This is a genomic window from Flavobacterium azooxidireducens (assembly GCF_023195775.1).
In the GTDB taxonomy this organism is placed as follows: Bacteria; Bacteroidota; Bacteroidia; order Flavobacteriales; family Flavobacteriaceae; genus Flavobacterium; species Flavobacterium azooxidireducens.
Map to the genome: position 1 here is coordinate 182552 of NZ_CP096205.1, position 17929 is coordinate 200480.

The window sequence follows — 17929 nt, forward strand, 5'->3', positions numbered from 1 at the left end:
GCTAATATGAAATTTTTAAAGATTTCTGTTTTACTCCTTCTTTCTTTTTTTTCAAATCTGTCTAATTCCCAACAAATTACAGATGAAAAGAGACAGATTTGGGTGGGATACATTACGCAATCAAAATTCTCTGATTCTTTTTCAATTTGGAATGATTTTCATTGGGTTCCGGAAAGTTTTGTGATTGCGAGAACAGGATTGACTTATCATTTTTCAAATCCGCTAAAAACAACTTCAACCGTTGGTTATGCTCACGCTTGGTTTTATCCGACAAATCAAAATAAGACCTTTAGACCGGAACATCGGGTTTGGGGACAAACTACTTTTAGTCATCAAAAAGAAAGTTTTCGATTTTTTCATCGGATTCGGTATGAAGCTAGATTTAGAGGAGTAATTACTGATGATTTTCTTCAAAATGAATTCAATTTTAATTATCGATTCCGCTACCTTTTTCAAACACGATATTATTTTAAAAATCCGCAAAAAAATCAGTTTTTTGTAATGGCTTCGGATGAAATTTTATTTAACGCCGGTCACGAAATTAAAAATGCTTTTCGATTGGATCAAAATAGAATTTCGCTCGGGTTGGGTTATCAAACCAAAACTATGACTTTTCAATTGGCTTATATGAATCAACTAATTGAATCTAACAATGATTATTCGTTTAGAATGAACCACAATATTCAACTGCTTATTTTTCACAATTTTAATTTAACAAAAAAAACAGTTAAATAAGAACTTTCGTAAATCCAATAGTCGTATTTTAACGTAAATTATATACCAATAAACACTAAAACACGAATTCATGAATGATTTAACCCAAATAAATCAAGAAAATGAGCGATTAGCCGCCTTGAAAAGTTACAATATATTAGATACAAAGCCAGAAAAAGATTTTGATGATATTGCAGAATTAGCTTCGCAGATTTGCCAAGTTCCTATTTCATCTATTACGTTGATGGACAAAGACAGACAATGGTTTAAATCCAAAGTAGGATTTGATTACACTGAAGTTTCGATAGAAAATTCATTTTGTTCCTTCTTAATGATGAACAATATGAAAGAAATTGAGGTGGAAAATATGAAAATTCATCCTTATTTTCAAACAAATCCACACGTAATTGGAGAACCAAATATTGCCTTTTATGCTGGTGTACTTTTGATCGATCCGGATGGTCATACATTGGGAAGCCTTTGTGTGTATGACCTTGAACCAAAAAGATTAAGTGATTTTCAATTAAATGCTCTTCAAAAGTTAGCACACCAAGTCATAAAACTTTTGGAACTCCGAAAAAAGAATGCTTTATTGGAAGAGAACAATGCTAGCTTACTATCAAAATACAATGAATTGGAACAATTTGCCAGAGTTGTTTCGCACGATATAAAATCGCCCTTAAACAATATTATTTCCCTAACTAATCTGTTTCAGGACGAATATGGAAATGTGATTGATGAAGCCGGAAATGAATATTTGGAATACATTTCAAAATCATCTTTGGAACTGAAAAATTTTGTGGATGCCATTTTGATTTATTACAAAAGTGATACGATCAATACAACCGAAAAAGAAGAAATTGATTGGAATAGTTTATTCAACAAAATTATTTCGATGCTCGATTCTAAAAATGAATACGAAATCACTTTGCCTTCACATAATTCAATTGAATTGTATTCGAATAAAATGGCAATGGAACAGATTATTTCAAATTTAATCAGCAACAGTATTAAATACAATGATAAAGAAAAGGTTAAAATTGAAATTGAGTTGACCGAATTACCATCAGAAATTTTACTTTCGATTAAAGATAATGGTATCGGAATTGCTGAATCTGATTTTGAAAAAGTCTTTTCATTCTTTACAACTTTAGGAAAAAAAGACCGCTTTGACAATATTGGAACCGGAATCGGATTATCTACCGTTCAGAAAATGGTTCACAAATTAGATGGTCGAATTGAATTAGAATCAGAAATTGGAAGAGGTTCAACCTTTAAATTATATTTCAAAAAATAAGTTAGTGAGTTAGTTAAAGTTAGTTTTAAAAGCCTTCTGCCATCTTTCGCAAAAGGCTTTTATTTTTTATTTCGTACCTTTGCAACCGTCAAATTGATTTGTTTGGATTAACGTATTGCTATTTTCATTCATTCTACTAATCCAAATTTTTGATTTCCAACGAAGGAAATCTTCTTAAAATCAAGCAACAGTTTTAACTGTTCATCTGCCTTGGGAAAATCCCAATTACGGCATAAATAATCAAATTTAAAAAAAATAAAAAAGGCAATTTGTCTTTGAATTTTTAATAGAAATGAATTATGGAATTTATACTCATTACCGCTCAAACAGGAAATCATCCAACTTATTCTCCAAAAGTTATTGCTGAATTTTTATTTACTCATTTGGAACAATATGGCGATAAAACCGAAGATATTTTGAAATGCATAGACTATGTGATGAATCCGTCCAAAGGCGGCACTATCGTTGTTGGTTTGGATGAAAATAGAATTGTTGGTGTCGTTATTTTGAACAACACCGGTATGAAAGATTATATTCCTGAAAATATTTTGGTTTACATCGCTGTTGATAATTCGCAACGCGGAAAAGGATACGGAAAAAATCTAATGCAAAAAGCAATTGATTCTACAACAGGATCCATTGCACTGCACGTTGAACCCGATAATCCGGCTTTTCATTTGTATAAAAAATTGGGTTTTACCAACAAATATTTAGAAATGAGGTTAACCAAATAATCGTTATGGAAAATTTAAACCAACGACTGGAATCGCTCATTCGTTTTCGAAAAGAATTGCATAAAAACCCTGAATTGTCAGGAAAAGAGATAGAAACTGCAAAAAGAATTGTTTCCTTTTTAGAACAATATCCACCGGATGAAATGCAAACCAATGTGGGTGGAACCGGAATTATTGCCGTTTACAAAGGTGTTGAAGAAGGAAAATCAATTTTATTTCGATCTGAATTGGATGCTTTACCTATCAAAGAAACAAATTCATTTGAACACAGATCAATAAAAAATAATGTTTCACACAAATGTGGACATGATGGTCATACGGCTATTTTGTGCGGATTGGCCAGCGAATTACATCATCAACGACCGGAAAAAGGAAACGTAATTTTATTATTTCAACCTGCCGAAGAAAATGGTTCCGGTGCAGAAAAAGTAGCCAATGATGATAATTTTAAAAACTACAAACCCGATTATGTTTTTGCTTTGCACAACTTACCCGGATTTGATAAAAATCAAATTGTTGTGAAAGACGGTACTTTTTCGTGTGCTGTAAAAAGTATGATTATACGATTAAAAGGAAAAATTGCTCACGCTGCCGAACCTGAAAATGCCATTAATCCAGCCTTGGCAATTGCATCAATCATTCAAAAATTTGATGAGAAAAATCAAGTTGATAAAACGAAACCTAACTTTTCAATCCTTACTCCTATTTACATTTCGTTAGGTGAAAAAGCGTATGGAGTTTCAGCTGGCAAAGGCGAAGTTCATTTCACCATTCGTTGTCAAACTAATAAAGAAATGGAAAAACTTTCAAACGAATTGGAAAATTTGATCGAAAAAATTGCAAAAAATCATCAATTAGAATATAAAATTAAATGGACAGAATCTTTCCAAGCCAATGAAAACAATGCTGATGCGAACAATTTCATCAAAAATACCTCAAAGATTTTAGGATTGGATGTATTTGAAAAAGATACTCCTTTTAGTTGGGGCGAAGATTTTGGATTGTTCACACAACTTTACAATGGAGCAATGTTTGGACTTGGAGCTGGAAAAGATTCTCCGGCTTTGCATCATTCAGATTATGATTTTCCGGATGAAATTATCTCAACTGGCGTAAAATTGTTTCATCAAATCAGTAAAGAAATCAATAATGCACACTAACTCGGTTATCGAACTTAATCCCGATTCATATCAAAATAACCTACTTTTTCTAAAGAAAATGTATGGCAAAAACGTCATTCTTTCTTCTGTTGTAAAAGGAAATGCGTATGGTCACGGCATTGAAGAATTTGTCACAATGGCTCATAAAAGTGGTGTTTCACATTTTTCTGTTTTTGATGTTGCCGAAGCTCAACTCGTTAAAAAACAACTTCCTAAAAAAGTTACCATTTTGATTATGGGATTTGTTTCAGATGAACTGATGGAATGGGTTATTCAAAATGACATTGAATTTTTTGTATTTGATAAAAAAAGGTTAGAATTAGCCATTAAAATCAGTAAAAAGTTAAACAAAAAAGCCATCGTTCACATTGAAGTGGAGACCGGAATGAATCGTACCGGTTTTGTTCAAAATGAATTAAACAGCCTAATTTCTTTACTAAAAAAAGAAGAAAATCATATCGTATTTAAAGGATTATGCACTCATTTTGCAGGAGCAGAAAGTATGTCAAATTACTTTAGAGTCAAACAACAAATTGAGCGATTTGAAAAAATATATGCTTATTTCTGTGTGAAAAATTTAATCCCGAAGATAAAACATTCCGCTTGTTCAGCCGCTTCAATTATGTTTCCGGAAACCAGAATGGATATGGTTCGCATCGGAATTATGCAATATGGATTATGGCCAAGTCCTGAAGTTTTTGCCAGTTATATATCCTCCAAAAAGAAGAAAATTGATCCGTTAAAAAGGGTAATCTCGTGGAAAAGTCAAGTGATGAGTATCAAAAAAATTGATGCGTGCGAATTCATTGGCTACGGAACGAGTTTTATGGCGAAAGAAAAAATGAAAATTGCAACTATTCCAATTGGTTATGCTCACGGTTACAGTCGTTCGCTGAGCAACAAAGGTCGAGTGATTATCAATCAACAGCGATGTATGGTGGTGGGAACGGTGAATATGAATATGATGTTGGTGGATGTTTCGGATATTCCTTCCATTCAAATTGGCGATGAAGTAATTCTCATCGGAAGCCAAGAAAAAATTGATGTTTCGGTAGCTTCGTTTAGCGAAAACAGTAATCAATTAAATTATGAATTACTCACGAGAATTTCAAAATCAATTCCCAGAAAAATTTTAATCTAATGGCATTTATCAAATTATATCGATCAAAACTTCAAGAAAATTATAGTTTTCTGGACGATTTATTCAAATCCAGAAATATCGAATGGGGTGTTGTTTCTAAATTATTATGCGGAAATGTAATCTATTTGAAAGAGTTAATTGCTCTTGGTGCGACTGAAATTCACGATTCCAGAATCAGCAATTTAAAAAAAGTAAAAAAACTAAATCCGGCCATTCAAACTGTTTACATCAAACCGCCGGCAAAGTTGAGTATCAAACGAATTGTAGAATTTGCAGATGTGAGTTTTAACACTGAGATTTTTACCATCAAACTACTTTCAGAAGAAGCGATTAGACAAAATAAAATCCATAAAATTATCATTATGATTGAAATGGGCGATCTACGTGAAGGTGTGATGGGCGAAGAATTAATTGCATTTTATGGCGAAGTTTTACAAATGCCAAACATAGAAGTTCGCGGAATTGGTACGAATTTAAATTGTTTGAGTGGTGTGATGCCAACGCAAGACAAATTGATTCAGCTGAGTTTATACAAACAATTGATTGAAGCCAAATTCAACGTTTCTATTCCGTGGGTTTCGGGCGGGACTTCAGTGGCGATTCCTTTGATACTAAAGAATGCAAGACCGATGGCCGTGAATCATTTTAGAATTGGTGAAGCTCTATTTTTTGGTAAAGATTTATTTACGGGAGATACCATTGAAAATATGCACAACGATGTTTTTAAATTATATGCCGAAATCATCGAAATCACTCAAAAACCGAATGTTCCTGATGGTGAATTAGGTGAAAATGTAGCAGGAAATTCATTTTCAATTGCAAATATTGACGATTTAAGTGGAACATCACTTCGGGCTATTTTAGACATTGGTTTGTTGGATATGCAACCGCAGTATTTAGAGATTGAAGATGAAAACATTACTATTGTTGATGCCAGTTCAGATATGTTGGTGGTTGATATTACAAATTCTGAAAACAACTACAACATTGGTGATTTAATTTCATTTAAACTAAAATATATGGGAGCTTTGCATTTGTTGAATTCTGATTATATTGAAAAAATAGTTGAATAAAAAAAGGAGCTTTTTAGGCTCCTTATTGTTATTTTACAAACTTGTCAATTCCGTTTCGTAACCATTTTTCATATAAATCGATGTTCGGATCATAACTTGCGGGTTCATCTGAAATAGTATTTCCATCGATATCCAAAATCAAATAATACGGCTGAGCATTGGCTTTGTATTTTGTGATTTGAAAGTCACTCCATTTATTACCAATGGTTTTGATTTTTTTACCAGTTTCTTTGGAAACATATTTTTCGTTTTCGGCTAGTTCTTTTTTATCATCTACATATAAAGAAATTAAAACCACTTCATTTTTTAGAATTGAAAGAATCTTTGTGTCAGACCAAACATAATCTTCCATTTTACGGCAATTCACACAAGCATATCCTGTAAAGTCAAGTAAAATGGGTTTGTTTATTTGTTTGGCATACGCCAATCCATCTTCATAATCGTGAAAAGCTATGATTCCGTGCGGTCCGGAATGTGCTCCTTTTGGCAAAGCTCCTAATTCTGATGAAATTCCACTTCCACCAACTCCATTCGGACTTTCGCTGTAATGCAACGGTGGTGGAAAACCGGAAATTATCTTTAATGGTGCTCCCCAAAGTCCGGGAATCATATAAATCGTAAAACTCAACACAAACAATCCCATAAATAATCTTCCTACGGAAATATGAGTGAGTGGACTATCGTGCGGTAACGTTAATTTACCAAATAAATACAATGCCCAAGCTCCAAAAACGGCAATCCAAATCGCTAAAAAGGTTTCTCTTTCAAACCAATGTAATTGCAAAACCAAATCGGCATTTGATAAAAATTTAAACGCAAAAGCCAATTCTAAAAATCCTAACGAAACTTTTACGGTGTTTAACCATCCGCCTGATTTTGGCAAGGAATTCATCCAACCAGGAAATAATGCGAACAACATAAACGGTAAAGCAATGGCTGATGAAAAGCCTAACATTCCGACAATTGGAGCAATTCCGCCTTTGGAAGCGGCTTCCACAATCAACGTTCCCACAATGGGTCCAGTACAAGAAAATGAAACGATTGCTAACGCTAATGCCATAAAAAAGATACCGATAATTCCTCCTCTATCCGCTTGACGATCCACTTTATTTGCCCAAGAATTTGGTAAAACGATTTCAAATGCACCTAAAAATGAGGCAGCAAAAAATACTAATAATGCAAAGAAAATGACGTTAAAAGCTACGCTAGTTGATAATTCATTCAAAGAATCAGCTCCAAAAATTGCTGTTATGGCTGAACCCAACGTTACATAAATTACGATAATGGAAAGTCCGTAGAATATTGCATTCTTAATACCTTTCGACCTGTCTTTACTTTGCTTAGTAAAATAACTCACTGTCATAGGAATCATTGGAAACACACAAGGAGTCAATAATGCCGCAAATCCGGAAAAGAAAGCGATGATGAATATTGTCCAAAGACCTTTCTTTTCTTCTTTTTTCTCTGCTTTTTTATTTTCTGCTTTTAATTCTTTTGTGACTAATTTTTCATTAATTTTAGTTGAATCTACTGTTTCAACTACGGAAACAACACCTTCTTTTACAGGTAACTGAAATTCAAAATTTTTAAATTGTTGAATACATTGTTCCAAACACGCTTGGTATTCCACTTCTACTTTAATTGATTTTAAAGCTGGATTTATGACTTTTACCAATTGCTGAAATTGAGCTGAATTTTCAAACATATATTCATCTACTTCAAAAACATCGCTGTAAACTTTTTTATATTTACTTTCGGTTGTTTTTCCGATAAGTTGATAATTATTTTTTACATCTTCATAAATAAAAACCGAAGGTAATGAACCACCATCTGGCGTGAACTGCGAAAAAATGTGCCAATCCTTTTCAATTGTTGCGTCAAATTTTAATAGAAATTCCGTGTCCGATTTTTGTTCGATGGATGTTTTCCATTTTACCGGATCTAAAATTTGTGCTTGCGTAATGGTAATTACAAAAAAGGAAAGTAGCGTAAAAAATAAATTCTTCATTATACTAATTGAATTTTTATGATAGTTTGTGTGTTTTCGGTTACTTTAAATCGATCGTCTAAGCGTTTTCCGATTAGCCAAACAATTTGATTTTCAGAGCATAAAAGCCAGGCATTTTCTTTATCAATTATCGAAAATTTTTCATCTTTAAAAAATTTACTCAACTTCTTTTTTCCGTTCATTCCAAAAGGGTAAAAATAATCACCTTCTTGCCATTTTCGAAGTTTTAAAGGAAACTTTAACGCATCAGAATCAACAAAGATAGTTTTTGAATCGGATATAGTTATGTTACTTACGTTACAAAACGTCAACTTTAAGGGAAAATTAAGTTCCGATTGGTTATTATTAATAAAATATTCATCAGAAATTTTGTCAGATTTTGGTTCAATAATCAGTGTTTCTCTATCTTTCACTAATCTGAAATGTTCCGAAAAAATTTGTTTTCCGGATTGAGCTTCCACCAAATCATAAATATCTTGCCAAGCTGAAAATCCGAAAGGCATCAACCATTGATACAAATACGCTTGATAATTTGAAAGTTGCAACAATTCATTTAGATTAATTATTTTTTGTTTATCAACATCTTCAACTACTTTTCGATACACAATTCGCGAAGCATCATCTACCAACGATTGAGCTTGATTGAGGTTTTGAATGGTATTTTCAAACGATTCTAAAAAACTCGGATTCAATTCTTTTAAAATCGGAACAACGTGATGACGAATTTTATTTCGAACATATTTATCAGAAGTATTGCTGGAATCTTCTCTCCATTTCAACTGATTTTCGTTCGCAAAAGTTTCAATTTCTGCTCTGGAAAAAAACAATAATGGTCGAATAATTTTATCATTTTGGGATGGAATTCCGAGTAATCCATCCAAACCTGTTCCACGAGAAAAATTGATTAAAAATGTTTCCAATTGATCGTCTAAATGATGAGCGGTAAGAACAAAATCGAAATTTTCAGTTGCTAACAATTCATAAAACCATTCGTATCGCAACTTTCGTGCGGCAACTTGAATTGATAATTTTTCGTCTTCGGCAAATTGCTTCGTATCAAATTTTTGAAAAAAACCTTTAATAGAATTTTCTTTGCAAAAGGATTTCACAAAATCTTCATCTTCATCACTTTCGTCATTACGAAGTTGAAAATTGCAATGAGCAACAGCAAATTCTATTTTCGTTTTTGAAATTAAATCTAACAAAACCATACTATCCAAACCACCACTGACCGCGATGAGAATTTTCGCCTTTTGAAGAAAAGGAAAATTAGTGTTGATGTTTTTTTGGAATTTGGTTAGCATTTTTCAAAAGTACTTATTTCATTTGATTCCACGAAAGTACGTTAACATTTGTTCGTTTTTGATTGTCATCCCCGGCATAAATCAAACTTTTTGACTTAATTTCATCTTTGGCTAAGTTCTCAAAATAATTAATTTCCTTAAATAAATCGGTTGTAACTGTTTTGGTTGATTTTATTTCAATTACATTCAACAAATCATCATCTTGACGAATCAAATCTACTTCGTGACCATTGGAATCTCTCCAAAACCACAGTTCTTCCATTTTATTTTGATGAAAATTTTGTTTAACATATTCGCCAACAATCATATTTTCAAATAAATTTCCTTTGTATGAATTAAATTTTATTTGATTGGTATCTTTTATTTTCAACAAATGGCAGAGTAAACCGGTATCATAAAAATAAATCTTCGGACTTTTTATGACGCGTTTATCAAAATTTTTATAATAGGGTTGCAACAAAAAAATGATGTAACTACTTTCTAATAAGGAAATCCAAGCCTTTGCTGTAGGCTGTGTAATACCACATTCGTTTGCCAATGAACTTAAGTTCAATAATTGGCCGGCACGCGAAGCACACAAACTCAAAAAAACACGAAAAGTTCGCATATCACGAATGTTTACTAACTCAGTAATATCTCGTTCTACATAGGTTTGAATATAATTTGAATAAAACACTTGCGACGGAATTGAACGGTCATAAATTGCAGGATAAAATCCTTTTAACATCGCTTTGGTGTAATCATCTTCCATTAAATTCGCTGAATGGAGTTCGCCAAAATCAAAAGGTAACAACTTAAAAAGAGCAACTCGACCCGCTAAACTTTGTGTTATATTCTTCATCAAATGAAAATTTTGCGAACCCGACAAAATGAATTGACCCATAATTTTTTTCTCGTCAACAATCGTTTGTAAATAAGAAAATAATTGTGGCACTCGTTGTACCTCATCAAAAATGCAAAATTGACTATACTTTTCAAAAAAACCATTTGGATCATTTTCAGCAAAAGCTCTCAAATCCGGATTTTCTAAGCTTAAATAGGTATAATCGTGAAAAAGTTCCTTCAATAAAGTTGTTTTTCCTGATTGTCTAGGCCCGGTTAAAGCTAGAATCGGATACTTCGTTTTATATATTTTTAATTGTTCAATTATTTTTCTATTTACAGGCATAAAACTCTAATTATAAAACAAATATATAAACTTATTTTGAATATACAAGTATTTTATTTTGAATATACATAAATATTATTTTTAAATTACATAGATTTTATTTTGAAAATACATAAAATTTAATTTGAAATTACATAACTAATTCAACACCTCAAACATTGCTTTCGCTTTCAACAAACATTCTTCATATTCACCTTCGGGAGTTGCTTCGGAAGTAATGGCACTTCCCACGGAAAAAGACAAATATTGATTTTTGGAATTGTATAAAATACTTCGAATCACTACATTAAAATCGAAATCACCTTCGGGAGAAAAATAGCCGATTGCTCCGCTGTATAAACCCCGTTTGGTTTCTTCTAAGTCTTCGATGATTTTCATTGCAGAAATTTTGGGAGCACCGGTCATACTTCCCATCGGGAAAGTAGTTTTGATAATTTCAACGGGAGAAGTTGTATTTTCCACTTGAGAAACTACCGTAGAAATCAGTTGATGAACTTGTTTAAACGTATAAATTTGGCATAATTCTTCTACTTCAACCGAACCTTTTATAGCAGTTTTAGATAAATCATTTCGAACCAAATCGACAATCATAATGTTTTCGGCACGTTCCTTCGGATTAAGTGCTAATTCAGCTTTGGATTGTTCGTCTAATTCAATATCAAAAACACGTCGGGCTGTTCCTTTTATAGGTTGCGAAATAATTTTAGTTCTTTCTTTTTTCAAATATCTTTCAGGTGAAGCGGAAAGTAAAAACTGATGATTATTTTTGAAGTAAACAGCAAAAGGTGGTTGCGAAATAGCATTAAGTTTTTGATAAATTTCAATCGGATTAATTGTTGCATCTTTCGCAAAAAATTCCATACAAAAATTGGCTTCATAAATGTCGCCGTGATGAATTTTTTCAAGCATTTTGGAAACTTTTTGAAGATAGGCTTCTTTTGAAATTCGTTGTTGGATTTTGATTTCACTTCCATCTCCCATCTTCCCTCTTCCCTCCTTCAAAATTTCTGAAAAATCATCATCCATTTCATCATCACATAAATTCAAATACTGCATTTCAACGTGATTCTCTTTCAAAAAAAATAACTTTTTGGGTTGAAAGAAAAACAAATCCGGAAATTCTAATCCGTCAAAATTTTTAGATTTTAAAGCTTCTGTATCATTTTTTAAATCATACGACAAATAACCAAACAACCAATCTTTGGTATGGTTTTGATACTGATGTAAATCCTCAAAAGCATTAAAATAGTCGGTTTTGATGGAAGTAAAAGCATCCACGGCCAAAACCGAATCATAATTGGAATACTTTTGATGATAATTATTGGTGTCCAAAAAAACAACCTCTCTAAACTGATTACCCCAAATCAACAATTTTTGTTTGAAGATTTCAGGATTTTCAATAGAAAAGACTTTTGTAGCTCTGAGCATTTTTTAATGAAAATTATTTTAATGCTATTTCAAATTGATGAAGTTTCTCTAAAATTTCATTTTTAATTTTATCGTTGATGATTTTTGTTTCTTCAATAGAAAAATTTTCTTTGAATGATGGAAAAGAATACGTATCAACTATTTCTGCACCAAAACGAGGAAGCATATTTTTCGTTACTTCTAATGAACCAATTCCACCGCGAGCACCGTTTGAAGTACTTAATAAAAAGATTTTCTTTCCTTCTAAAAATTTTCTATCTAAACGCGAAAGCCAATCAATCACGTTTTTAAAAAAAGCGGATGGATTTCCGTTGTGTTCATTCACTGAAATCAACAAACCTTCAGAAGCCTGAATATGCTTATAAATTTGATTAATTGAAGATGGAAAACCATTATCGCGTTGTTCATCTTCGCTGTAAACAATCAAATCCATATCGGATAATTTGAACAATTCAAATGAAGTTTCTTGTAATTGAGTGGTTAAGTAGGTTACTAATTGATGATTTATTGAAGTGGAAGAATTACTTCCTGCAAAGGCTAAAATGGTTGACATAATATTAGTTTTTGTAAAGGTAAGAAAGAAATAAATTCCATTCAAATTAAAGTTTCTATAATAATTTTGAGTAAAAAAATAAAAAAACCGAGCTATTGCTAACTCGGTTTCTATATAAATTTGAATATGAATTACTTCACTTCTTCAAAATCAACATCTTGTGTTTGATCTCCACTTGCATCGGCTTGCGGCTGAGCTTGTTGAGCACCTTGGTTGTCTTGTGATTTATACATTTCTTCTGAAGCATTTTTCCACGCTTCATTGATTTTGTCTAAAGCAGGTTGAATTGTTGCGATATCTTTTGTTTCATACGCCGCTTTCAACTCGTTTAACGCAGCTTCAATAGGTTGCTTGTTCGCATCTGACAATTTATCGCCGTATTCTTTTAATTGACTTTCAGTTTGGAAAATCATTCCGTCTGCTTCGTTCAATTTATCAACTTTTTCTTTTGCGATTTTATCAGCTTCAGCATTGATTTCCGCTTCTTTTTTCATTCTTTCGATTTCTTCCGGAGTTAATCCTGAAGAAGCTTCGATACGAATATCGTGCGATTTTCCGGTTCCTTTATCAGTTGCAGAAACTTTGATGATACCATTGGCATCAATGTCAAACGTTACTTCAATTTGTGGAACCCCTCTTGGAGCTGGCGGAATTCCGTCTAAATGGAAACGACCAATTGTTTTGTTGTCATTTGCCATTGGTCTTTCTCCTTGCAATACGTGAATTTCAACCGATGGTTGGTTATCAGCAGCAGTAGAGAAAACTTGTGATTTTTTGGTTGGAATAGTTGTGTTTGACTCAATTAATTTTGTCATAACACTTCCCATAGTTTCAATTCCTAATGATAAAGGCGTAACGTCTAATAACAATACATCTTTTACATCACCACTTAAAACACCACCTTGAATAGCAGCACCAATTGCCACAACCTCATCAGGGTTTACACCTTTTGATGGTTTTTTACCAAAATATTTTTCAACTTGTTCTTGAATGATTGGCATTCTTGTTGAACCTCCAACTAAGATTACTTCGTCAATATCTGATGTTGATAAACCTGCGTCTTTTAATGCTTTTACAACCGGTTCCATTGAACGTTTTACTAAACTTTCTGCCAATTGCTCAAATTTAGCTCTCGTTAATGATTTTACCAAGTGTTTTGGACCACTAGCTGTAGCCGTAACGTAAGGTAAGTTGATTTCTGTTTGTGTAGAAGATGATAATTCAATCTTCGCTTTTTCAGCTGCTTCTTTCAAACGTTGCAAAGCCATTGGGTCTTTACGTAAATCGATACCTTCTTCGCTGTTGAATTCATTTGCCAACCAATCGATGATTACTTGGTCAAAATCGTCTCCACCTAAATGAGTATCTCCGTTTGTTGATAAAACTTCAAAAACACCATCACCTAATTCAAGTACAGAAATATCAAATGTACCTCCACCTAAATCGTAAACGGCAATTTTTTGATCTTTTCCGGCTTTATCTAAACCATAGGCTAACGCAGCAGCAGTTGGTTCGTTGATGATTCTCATTACTTTTAAACCTGCAATTTCACCCGCTTCTTTTGTTGCTTGACGTTGAGCATCGTTAAAATAAGCAGGAACAGTGATAACCGCTTCGGTTACTGTTTGACCTAAATAATCCTCAGCCGTTTTTTTCATTTTTTGAAGTGTCATTGCTGACAATTCTTGTGGTGTATATAAACGACCGTCGATATCCACACGTGGCGTATCGTTGTCACCTTTTACCACTTTATACGCTACATTTCCAGCCTCTTTTGCACTTTCAGTATATTTATTACCCATAAAACGTTTGATAGACGCAATGGTTTTGGTTGGATTAGTTACTGCTTGTCTCTTGGCAGGGTCACCTACTTTGATTTCACCACCGTCAACAAATGCAATAACAGATGGCGTAGTTCTTTTACCTTCAGCATTTGCAATTACTACCGGCTCTCCACCTTCCATTACGGATACACAAGAGTTGGTAGTTCCTAAATCGATTCCAATTATTTTACTCATAATTTTTAATTTGTATGTCTTGTTTTTAATTCGTTTTTTAAACTTGCTTTGCAAATGACAAGGATTATGCCAAGTAGGGAAATCAAAAAAAAATGTCATAAATCGATTGAAGATTCAGAAAAAATATGACATTATGACATTTATTTTATATCTATTTGAAATATCAAGAGTTATAGTAAGATAAAAAATGTGTGAAATATACAATTCATACTAAGAATTAAGCAACAATCTGTCATATTAAAGCACCAACTTTACCATAATAAGAAATAATAAATGTTATGGAAGAAAATAAAGTTATCGATAAAAGCTCATTTGATAAAAAATTAGGTACTGAATTAGAAAAAGGCGACCCACATATTATAGTAGAAATAATTGAATATGTTCCTCATTCTATTGTGAGTAAAACAATCATCAAGAAGTCAACAGGAAATGTAACCGCCAAATCTTTTGATGAAGGAGAAGAATTATGTGAAAAAACGATTCCGTTTGACACTTATGTTCAAATAATTCACGGTGTTGCAAGCGTGACCATTGATAAAAAAGAACATAATTTAAAGCTTGGCTACGGAATTGTAATTCCGGCACATTCGCATCATTGTTTTAATGCCAATGAAAAGTTTAAAATGATTTCTACCATTATAAAAAGTGGTTATGAAGAAATGAATGTGGAAAAATGGTAAAGTAATGCTTATTCAACTAAAAATAAAGCATTACTAAACAATAAATTTCCATTCTCCCAAAAACCTCTAAAAAGCGGATTATCAATCATATAAATCACTTTTCCGTTTCCGTGATAATCAACAGCGAACGAAACAGTTTCTTGAATTGATTTTTTTAATTTGTTGCCAATGAATCCAAAACTTTGGTAATTTTTAGGAACGTAAATGACATTTTGAGCTCCTTTTAATAATTTAAAATTGGAATCGGTTGTTTTTAAACTAAAGTATTTTTCACCTAATCCGAATGTTAACGGATGCGAACTATCAATATTGTTTTCAATAATCGCTCCTGGAATATATCCTGAAATCGAACGTCTTTCACTTCCTTCAAAATCTAAAAAGCGATCTAATAATTCTTGTTCTTCAATAAATTTCTGAGCTTCTGCTTTTTCATCTTCGGTCGCAAATTTTGTCAGATGATAGCCTGGACGATCTTCAAACTGACCTACAGCACCACCAATTGCAATGACTTTTCCGCCTTTGGAAATAAAATTATCAATCGAACTTTTTTGAGTATCTGAAAAACCATACCAACCTTCGGGTAAAATTAACGTATTGTATTCAGCTAAATTCACGCGATTAAAATGTTGCATTTCAACTGTACTCATCGGATATTCAATCACTTGATCCATAAAAAACCAAACTTGTCCAAAATCAATATTGTTCACTCCGCTTCCACCTAAAACCAATACTTTTGGTGCTTTTAATAACGGATAACTTTCTCCTCCTAAATCACCACCTTTGCTTGCAAAACCACTTTCTAACGCGACATAATCATATTTCTCTTTTATCAAATTTTGTATTGTTTCTTCAAAATTCTGCACTTTTGAATTATCGCCTTTAGTAACAATCAAGCCACCTCTTTCGATTTTTAAATCTCCAAAATAAACTTCTTTTCTCGCCGAACGAACTTTGATATTTCCTTGATGCAACAAACTCAACACACGAGCTGAACTTCTACTATCCCAAGGAATATAATACGCATAAGCATTCGCAACTTTCGCTGGTGGACTGACATCTAACCTTGTTTTTGTTTTAACGGGTAAATTTCCTTTCAGTGCAAAACTTTCTACACCATACGCCAGTGGCAACGACCAAGCTGTAATGTCATACGACAAACTATCAGTTAATTTGTGATGTGGTTCAAATAAAACTTGCGTTAAAACCGCTCTGGGTTGATCTACTTTAATAATCAAATCATTCGGTTCAATCGTAAATGATTTCTCTTTGTTGGATTGATAATGATAACCTGAAAGTTTTTTCGTTTCATCGGCAAACGCAGTTTCAATTCTATTTCGATTAAGTAAGACAGAAAGTTCTAAATTTTTCGGACTATTTTTTACGATGTACGTTTGGTATTTTCCTTTTGGTTTGGTTCGATTATCTTTAAAATAAGCTCTAAATTCTTTGGTTAAAACATCTTTTTGAACGTTAGAAAGTTCAACCACAGTTAGAATTGCTTTGGTATGATGGTTTATTCTGTCTTGCAAAGTCAATACTTCTCCATTTTTTAATAAAACGGCTCTTCCAGCTCCAATTCCGCCTTGCTCATACGTCATTCCAACTGCTCCATTATAGCAAGGATAAGTGTCGCCATAACTCGGATAGAACAAATCAAATCGTTCGCCGGAATAATACATCCAACCTTCTTTATCGAATTTTTTTGAAGTAATCTCCCCTATTTTTTTATGAAAATCCCGTTGAAAAGGAGCAATTTGTTCGTGATACGGTTCGGCAGCAGGTGGGAAAAAGTACGGTTCATTATAACCCATTTCGTGCACATCGGCGTGTACCATCGGCATCCATTGATGATACAAATCCATTCGCAACTGCGTTTCCAATTGTGTTTGCCAAGCCCAATCGCGGTTTAAATCATACACATAATGATTTTGTCTTCCGCCCGGCCAAGGTTCCATATGCTCTCGGTCTGAAACTCCAGGGTGCGTTTTCTTGCCGGAAACATCGCGAAGCCAATTCGCATAACGCGAAAAACCATCCGGATTTAAACAAGGATCTAAGATGACAATTATGTCTTCCAACCACTTTTTTGTTTCTTTATTATTTGGGTTTATCAGTTCGTAAGCGACTGATAATGCACTTTCTATCGCTCCAATTTCATTGCCGTGTACATTAAAACTCAACCAAACAATCGTTTTTGATTTTGAATTATTTTTGGTTGGAAAAAGCCCGATTTCATACAAGTGATTTTTTCGGATTTCTTCTAAATTTTTTAAATTTTCAGGGGTTGAAATATAATAAGCATTCAAATTTCTTTCCTGCGTTGTTTCACCATATTTCTGATGCTGAATCCAATCTGAATTTTTAACTAATTGATCAAAATAAGCTTCCACTTGATGATAATAGGTTACTTGCTTTCCATAATTAGGCAAAAATTCTGAAGGTGATTTGGGTTGAGAAAAGCCAATTAAACAGACAAAAAACAGAAGTAGGTTGAAAAATCGATTCATTTTAAAAAAATTAGAAGTCAAATATAGGTTATTTTTTGAACGGTTGAACTGAAAAGCGAATTCACAAACTAATAAAGAAAAGTTAATTTTTCAATTCTATTTTTAAGAAACTCGTTTGAATAAGCAATAAACAAAACACTATAT

At 32.9% G+C, this 17929-nt stretch carries 14 protein-coding genes; 7 read left to right on the plus strand and 7 right to left on the minus strand.

What is annotated here, in order from left to right; translation table 11 throughout:
• Nucleotides 1–6: 6 nt before the first annotated feature.
• From M0M57_RS00805 to M0M57_RS00830, 6 genes are all read left to right on the plus strand, one after another.
• Nucleotides 7–735: a DUF2490 domain-containing protein gene (locus tag M0M57_RS00805; protein WP_248434491.1), complete on the plus strand. Its 729-nt coding sequence runs from the start codon at nucleotides 7–9 to the stop codon at nucleotides 733–735.
• A gap of 70 nt (nucleotides 736–805) precedes the next feature.
• Nucleotides 806–2011 carry a sensor histidine kinase gene (locus M0M57_RS00810; RefSeq protein WP_248434493.1) on the plus strand — a complete coding sequence of 402 codons (1206 nt, stop codon included), beginning with the start codon at nucleotides 806–808 and terminating at the stop codon, nucleotides 2009–2011.
• 299 nt (nucleotides 2012–2310) lie between these two features.
• Nucleotides 2311–2745, plus strand: coding sequence for a GNAT family N-acetyltransferase (locus M0M57_RS00815; protein ID WP_248434495.1), 435 nt, complete (start codon nucleotides 2311–2313; stop codon nucleotides 2743–2745).
• A gap of 5 nt (nucleotides 2746–2750) precedes the next feature.
• Nucleotides 2751–3905 carry an amidohydrolase gene (locus M0M57_RS00820; protein WP_248434497.1) on the plus strand — a complete coding sequence of 385 codons (1155 nt, stop codon included), beginning with the start codon at nucleotides 2751–2753 and terminating at the stop codon, nucleotides 3903–3905.
• Nucleotides 3895–5046: an alanine racemase gene (alr, locus tag M0M57_RS00825; protein ID WP_248434499.1), complete on the plus strand. Its 1152-nt coding sequence runs from the start codon at nucleotides 3895–3897 to the stop codon at nucleotides 5044–5046. The genes M0M57_RS00820 and alr overlap by 11 nt, the downstream gene beginning before the upstream one ends.
• Nucleotides 5046–6119, plus strand: a complete 1074-nt coding sequence (locus M0M57_RS00830) for an alanine/ornithine racemase family PLP-dependent enzyme (RefSeq protein ID WP_248434501.1) — start codon at nucleotides 5046–5048, stop codon at nucleotides 6117–6119. The genes alr and M0M57_RS00830 overlap by 1 nt, the downstream gene beginning before the upstream one ends.
• 28 nt (nucleotides 6120–6147) lie before the next feature.
• Here the strand turns inward: M0M57_RS00830 and M0M57_RS00835 are convergent, their stop codons facing one another.
• The 6 genes from M0M57_RS00835 to dnaK all read right to left on the minus strand — a co-directional run bounded on the left by M0M57_RS00835 (nucleotide 6148) and on the right by dnaK (nucleotide 14598).
• On the minus strand, nucleotides 6148–8127 hold the full coding sequence (locus M0M57_RS00835; RefSeq protein WP_248434503.1) for a protein-disulfide reductase DsbD family protein: 1980 nt from the start codon (nucleotides 8125–8127) through the stop codon (nucleotides 6148–6150).
• On the minus strand, nucleotides 8127–9431 hold the full coding sequence (tilS, locus tag M0M57_RS00840) for a tRNA lysidine(34) synthetase TilS (RefSeq protein WP_248434505.1): 1305 nt from the start codon (nucleotides 9429–9431) through the stop codon (nucleotides 8127–8129). The genes M0M57_RS00835 and tilS overlap by 1 nt, the downstream gene beginning before the upstream one ends.
• Nucleotides 9432–9444: 13 nt before the next feature.
• Nucleotides 9445–10599, minus strand: coding sequence for an ATP-binding protein (locus M0M57_RS00845; protein WP_248434507.1), 1155 nt, complete (start codon nucleotides 10597–10599; stop codon nucleotides 9445–9447).
• 138 nt (nucleotides 10600–10737) lie between these two features.
• On the minus strand, nucleotides 10738–12027 hold the full coding sequence (locus M0M57_RS00850) for an anthranilate synthase component I family protein (RefSeq protein WP_248434509.1): 1290 nt from the start codon (nucleotides 12025–12027) through the stop codon (nucleotides 10738–10740).
• A gap of 13 nt (nucleotides 12028–12040) precedes the next feature.
• Nucleotides 12041–12580 (minus strand): NADPH-dependent FMN reductase, encoded by a 540-nt coding sequence (locus M0M57_RS00855; protein WP_248434511.1) that lies wholly within the window; start codon nucleotides 12578–12580, stop codon nucleotides 12041–12043.
• Between the two features lie 131 nt (nucleotides 12581–12711).
• On the minus strand, nucleotides 12712–14598 hold the full coding sequence (gene dnaK, locus M0M57_RS00860; protein WP_248434513.1) for a molecular chaperone DnaK: 1887 nt from the start codon (nucleotides 14596–14598) through the stop codon (nucleotides 12712–12714).
• A 278-nt stretch (nucleotides 14599–14876) separates the two neighbouring features.
• Between dnaK and M0M57_RS00865 the strand changes: the two genes are divergently transcribed.
• Nucleotides 14877–15278, plus strand: a complete 402-nt coding sequence (locus tag M0M57_RS00865) for a cupin domain-containing protein (protein ID WP_248434515.1) — start codon at nucleotides 14877–14879, stop codon at nucleotides 15276–15278.
• An 8-nt stretch (nucleotides 15279–15286) separates the two neighbouring features.
• On the opposite strand, the gene M0M57_RS00870 is transcribed toward M0M57_RS00865, so the two are convergent.
• Entirely contained in the window at nucleotides 15287–17785 is a 2499-nt protein-coding gene (locus M0M57_RS00870; protein ID WP_248434517.1) for a M14 family zinc carboxypeptidase, read from the minus strand.
• Between the last annotated feature and the right edge of the window lie 144 nt (nucleotides 17786–17929).

Excerpts from the sequence above, each read along its gene's own strand:
- M0M57_RS00870 (WP_248434517.1), bottom strand. The coding sequence starts at position 17,785 with ATGAATCGATTTTTCAACCTACTTCTGTTTTTTGTCTGTTTAATTGGC.
- M0M57_RS00865 (WP_248434515.1), top strand. The coding sequence starts at position 14,877 with ATGGAAGAAAATAAAGTTATCGATAAAAGCTCATTTGATAAAAAATTA.
- M0M57_RS00850 (WP_248434509.1), bottom strand. The coding sequence starts at position 12,027 with ATGCTCAGAGCTACAAAAGTCTTTTCTATTGAAAATCCTGAAATCTTC.
- tilS (WP_248434505.1), bottom strand. The coding sequence starts at position 9,431 with ATGCTAACCAAATTCCAAAAAAACATCAACACTAATTTTCCTTTTCTT.
- dnaK (WP_248434513.1), bottom strand. The coding sequence starts at position 14,598 with ATGAGTAAAATAATTGGAATCGATTTAGGAACTACCAACTCTTGTGTA.
- M0M57_RS00845 (WP_248434507.1), bottom strand. The coding sequence starts at position 10,599 with ATGCCTGTAAATAGAAAAATAATTGAACAATTAAAAATATATAAAACG.
- M0M57_RS00830 (WP_248434501.1), top strand. The coding sequence starts at position 5,046 with ATGGCATTTATCAAATTATATCGATCAAAACTTCAAGAAAATTATAGT.
- M0M57_RS00820 (WP_248434497.1), top strand. The coding sequence starts at position 2,751 with ATGGAAAATTTAAACCAACGACTGGAATCGCTCATTCGTTTTCGAAAA.
- M0M57_RS00815 (WP_248434495.1), top strand. The coding sequence starts at position 2,311 with ATGGAATTTATACTCATTACCGCTCAAACAGGAAATCATCCAACTTAT.
- M0M57_RS00835 (WP_248434503.1), bottom strand. The coding sequence starts at position 8,127 with ATGAAGAATTTATTTTTTACGCTACTTTCCTTTTTTGTAATTACCATT.
- M0M57_RS00855 (WP_248434511.1), bottom strand. The coding sequence starts at position 12,580 with ATGTCAACCATTTTAGCCTTTGCAGGAAGTAATTCTTCCACTTCAATA.
- M0M57_RS00805 (WP_248434491.1), top strand. The coding sequence starts at position 7 with ATGAAATTTTTAAAGATTTCTGTTTTACTCCTTCTTTCTTTTTTTTCA.
- M0M57_RS00810 (WP_248434493.1), top strand. The coding sequence starts at position 806 with ATGAATGATTTAACCCAAATAAATCAAGAAAATGAGCGATTAGCCGCC.
- alr (WP_248434499.1), top strand. The coding sequence starts at position 3,895 with ATGCACACTAACTCGGTTATCGAACTTAATCCCGATTCATATCAAAAT.